General features: G+C 68.1%; 3 protein-coding genes and 1 pseudogene. All 4 read left to right on the top strand.

The window, feature by feature from the left end:
• Positions 1 to 387: pseudogene (locus K789_RS0110070) on the top strand (glycosyltransferase family 2 protein); the annotation flags it as partial.
• 35 nt (positions 388 to 422) lie between these two features.
• Positions 423 to 971, top strand: coding sequence for a hypothetical protein (locus K789_RS0110065; protein WP_029704834.1), 549 nt, complete (start codon positions 423 to 425; stop codon positions 969 to 971).
• Between the two features lie 546 nt (positions 972 to 1,517).
• Complete coding sequence (locus K789_RS0110055) at positions 1,518 to 2,168, top strand: hypothetical protein (protein ID WP_024366642.1); 651 nt, start codon at positions 1,518 to 1,520, stop codon at positions 2,166 to 2,168.
• 349 nt (positions 2,169 to 2,517) lie between these two features.
• The coding region (locus K789_RS0110050) for a cation-translocating P-type ATPase (RefSeq protein WP_024366641.1) at positions 2,518 to 4,852 on the top strand (2,335 nt) is incomplete at its 3' end.

Below are 4,852 nucleotides of genomic sequence, written 5' to 3'. Positions count from 1 at the left end.
GTCCGACAGCTGGAATTCGCCGAGGCCGGAGCCGACGCCGTCCTGGGCTCGGTGGAACCGGACCCCGCCGGGATGGACCCGGAGTTGCTCCGGCGCTGGCTGCAGCGCCACCCTTTCGAGGAGGACCACCCGCACATTTACGGAGCCAACTTTGGGGTCAGGGCCTCCGCCTACCTGGCCGCCGGGGGTTTCCCGAAGCTCGCCTCGCACGAGGACCGGACCCTGGTGCAGAGCCTCCGGAACCGGGCGTTCACCGTGACGGCGACGGACAGCATGCGCGTTCTGACATCGGGCCGGCTCCAGGCCAGGGCGCCGCACGGCTTCAGCGCCTACCTCCGGACGCTGGGCCGGAACCGGCCACCCGAGAGCCAAGTTCCGGGCAGATGACTTGCCATCCGGTGGACCGGCCGTAGACTCGGCCTATGTCCGGTCCTGGGGGAACGAAAACAGTCCGCTGCCTTCTGGCGCTCATTACCGCTGTGTCGCTGGCCGGGGGCCTGGCCGCCTGCGCTTACGAGGACGGGGACGATCCCCAGCCAACGGCGGTAGGCGCAAGCCTCCGGCCCGGGCGCACCCTCCCCGCGAAGGACCCGGACATACTGGCTGTGGAAGCGCGCAACTACGCTGAGCTGGATCAGCGCCTGGCCAAGGTACCCGGGTCGGTTCTCCTGGCCGACACCGGCCCGGCCGACGGGCCAGGCGTCGGATTCAGCAAGGGCGCGACAGTGACAACCGCTGGCCCGCACACTGTCACCGCAGCGTGTGTAGGCATCCCCCAAGCCCAGATTAGCCTCTCCCAGTACGCGGTAGGCGGCGGCGAAGATAAGGTCTTCGAAGTCGATTGCTCGGGAACCCAGACGCAGGTGGTCCAGTTCCAGAAGGGGTACATCGGTGCCCAGCTGGTAGGGCGCCGCGACCCTGCGGGTGCCTGGACCGGGGCGGTCGCCGGGATCAGGATCACGGTCGGGTGAGCAGCGCGCCGGTCACATTGATTCCGGTGGCTCTCACAGGAGCGACAGTGGCGGCCGCCCTAGTCTTCGGCGTCCTTGAACTGGCCTTAGTCCGTTCGACAGCAGTGCGATTCTCGTGGGACGCGGCGGCTCCGACCTTGCCGGCCCGTTGGGGCACGAGGTCGCTGGAAATGTGAGCGGTCGTCGACGTGGTCTCATCGCTGGTCCTCCAGTATCTGCAGGACTGGGTCCGACCACTCACTGAAGGAGCATCGGGCTGGCAGCAGTCGGGGCGGTCTTCCTCATCGGCCGGCTTCTGAACGTTCCCCTGGACGTTGAGGCCGTCCGCCGTATTGTGGAACACGATGACGTGCTGAAACTCTTCCTGCGGCGAGAGGAGAGTACGTCCCTTCTCCCCGCCAGAGGTGCAGACGCTGTTTTCTGACCGGTCACCATATGGAAAGCGTTAAGACCGTCACCGAATGGCTCTGGCTGTGATGTCATGAAGGGAGGGGCTACCGCAGCCAGTGCGGCCGCGGATCGATCCCCAGCAGGAGCGAACTCGCAATGGAGACCACACCACGACCGAAACCACCCACCCCGGGTGTTCCGCCGACTGCCGGCGGTGCCAGGGATTTCGTCTCCGTCGATGACAGCGGGGCGTTTTCATATCATGAGTCCGAACCGGCGCTAATAGCGGCGTTTGAGTATGTCAGGGAGGCCGCGTGCATTCTCGACCGTGCCGGCACTTCCTATGATCTCGCGCTCGATCCGAACCGGCACCTGATCCTTGGGCCGGCACACGGTCCGGCAGAATTCCACTGGCTCCGCCAGGCAATGGTGGATGCCCGCGAGGTACATACCGAAGATCACCGGCTGCGGCGCTTCTACCCGGAGACTCCGGACAAGCTGCTGTCTGATCTGTTCGAAACTCTCTCCCTGGAACACGGCACGGCCACGGGGCTATGGAGTCTGGACATCGACGGCATCATCACGAGCCGTCATACCCTTCAGGATGTAGATCGCCGCCTCTCCGGTCAGGACCAGCTGGGGAACGTCCATGTCCGGGATCCTTTCGGTCACGTCTACCGGCCCGTCAGGCACCGCAAACACTGGTACCTGCCGGCCTCCGCCGGAGTAATCCTCTACCTCGAAGTCCCTCCGCACCGCGGACGATCCAGCGGAATCGACGGGCGCGAAGGCGGCACGAACGGGTAATCCGGCACCCGGATACAGTGGACAGGATGCCGCGGCGGCTGGATGCGGGACTGCCAGCCGGTAAGCCGGCCGCTCCCTAGTTTTCGACTCCCACGGCGCGGTGACGCCCCTGGACCGCTGGGTCGCCGGGGGAACTCCGGCTACGCGCTGTTGGCGCCGCCGGAACTCCGCCGAGTGCAATAGGGTGACGGCGCGCCGCCGTGACCTTTGGCCCTAACGGCCGGCACGCCCGGGGCGCACCCTCAATCCATGAGCTACCTGACCCGGGCCGGTCTACGGTGTTGCGCCTAAGCAGCCCCGGCCAGCCGTGACGCCGGAGGCGCCAGCCGGAGGGCCAGGCGCCGGTGCGTTGCCTGGTGTAGCCGGCCTGAGCTCCGCAGAGGCGGCCCGAAGACTCACTCAATTCGGGGCGAACAAGCTGCCGGAGGCCGGCACGGTCCCCGGCTGGCGGAGGCTGCTTGCCGAACTGACCCACTTCTTCGCCATCCTGCTGTGGTGCGCCTCCGTGCTGGCCTACCTGGCCGGCATGCCGCAGCTTGCTATCGCGATCGTCGTCGTGATTCTGGTGAACGGGGTGTTCGCCTATGTCCAACAGGAGCGCGCCCAGCATGCCGCCGCGAAGCTCCGCGAGCTGCTCCCGGCGATGGTCGCGGTCCGCCGTGACAACCGCATCGTCAAGGTCCACACCACCGAGCTCGTACCGGACGACGCCGTCGTGCTGGTTGCCGGCGACCGGGTCCCGGCGGATCTCCGTCTGGCGGTGGCGGCAGGCTGTTCCGTGGACGAATCGATGCTCACAGGTGAAAGCGAGGCGCTCGCCAAGGTCCCCGGCGACACCGTTTTTGGCGGGACCTTCCTGGTCAACGGCCAGGCTGAAGGCGTGGTCGCGAGCACGGGCGGTAAGACCCGGCTCGCCGAAATCGCGGCCCTGACGGGAAAGGTGGAGGCCCCGCCCAGCCCGCTGGCCCGGGAACTGCAGCGAATCGTCCGGATCACCGCAGCGATGGCCCTGGGCATCGGCGCCCTGTTTTTTGTGCTCTCCCTTCTGATCGGAATCTCCTGGCGGGACGCCTTTCTTTTTGCCATCGGCGTGATGGTGGCGCTGGTGCCCGAGGGCCTGCTGCCCACGGTCACACTGTCCCTGGCCGTCGGGGCGCAACGGATGGCACAGCGCAACGCACTCGTCCGCAACCTGGAAGCCGTGGAAACCCTCGGCTCCACGACCTTCATCTGCACGGACAAGACCGGCACCCTCACCCAGAACAGGATGAACGCCGTCGAAGTCTGGACCCCGGCCGGGCTGATCAGCATTATTGGCGCGGGGTACGGTCCGGAGGCTGAGGTCACCGGGACGGGAACCGGGGAGGCGCTGCACCTCAGCACCGCCGCGCTGGCCGCTTCCGTGGGCCGCGCGGTGCTCCACGAGGGCAAGTGGATCGCAGAGGGCGACCCGATGGAGGCCGCCATCGATGCGCTGGCCGCCAGGCTGGCAGATCCGGGACAACCACGCGATGATCCCGACGTATCGCACCGCTTCGCCTTCGATCCCCGCCGGCTGCGGGAGTCCGCGATCGTCGGGACCACCCTGTACGTCAAGGGGGCCCCGGAGTCCGTGATTCCGCTGTGCGGCGGGGACGGGGACAGTGTCGCCGCCCAGAGGGCCCTAAAGATGGTCGACCAGATGGCCTCGCACGGGCTCCGCGTGCTGGCCGTCGCCCAGCGGGGCCTGCCTGGCCTGCCCGGCGCCGACTTCAAGCTTGAGGAGGTGGAGCGCGGACTGACGCTGCTGGGGCTGATTGGCCTCCACGACCCACCCCGCGCCGAGGTCCGCGTGGCGCTCGAGGCGGCCCGCGAGGCCGGCATCAAGGTGGCCATGGTCACCGGAGACCATGCCTTCACGGCGGCCGCCATCGCCCGGGAAACCGGGCTGATCGGAACGCCGGAGCTCGTACTGGAGGGGCACAACCTGCCCGAGGACGACGCCGTACTGACGGCGCTGCTGGACCGTGACGGGGTGGTGGTCAGCAGGGTCACCCCGGAACAGAAACTCCGGGTGGCCCGCCTGCTGCAGCGCCGCGGCCACGTCGTGGCAATGACGGGCGACGGCGTCAATGACGGCCCCGCCCTCCGGCAGGCGGACATCGGGGTGGCGATGGGCCTGAGCGGCACGGACGTGGCCCGCGAGGCCGCGGACCTTGTGCTGCTGGATGACGACTTCGCCACCATCATCGCGGCGGTGGAGCAGGGCCGTGCCACATACGCGAACATCAGGCGCTTCCTGACCTACCACCTGACGGACAACGTCGCCGAGCTCACCCCGTTCGTGATCTGGGCGCTCTCCGGCGGGCGCTTCCCGCTGGCGCTGAGCGTGCTTCAGATCCTGGCCCTCGACATCGGCACCGACCTGCTGCCGGCGCTGGCGCTGGGCAGCGAGGCCCCGAGCAAGGGGACGTTGAAGCGGCCGCCGGAGCGGAGGCACCTGATGGATCGGGCGCTGATCTTCCGCGTATTCGGGCTGCTGGGCCCGGTCGAAGCACTGTTCGAAATGACGGCGTACACGGCTGTGCTGCTCGGTGCCGGTTGGACCCCCGGGGCGGAGCTGCCGGCGGCGGACGTGCTGATGGCGGCTTCCGGCGCCGCGTTCACCACCGTGGTCCTGGCCCAGCTCGCCAACGCCTTCGCCT

The organism is Arthrobacter sp. TB 26 (assembly GCF_000427315.1).
In the GTDB taxonomy this organism is placed as follows: domain Bacteria; phylum Actinomycetota; class Actinomycetes; order Actinomycetales; family Micrococcaceae; genus Arthrobacter.
This window is presented reverse-complemented; position numbering and strand designations above follow the sequence as displayed.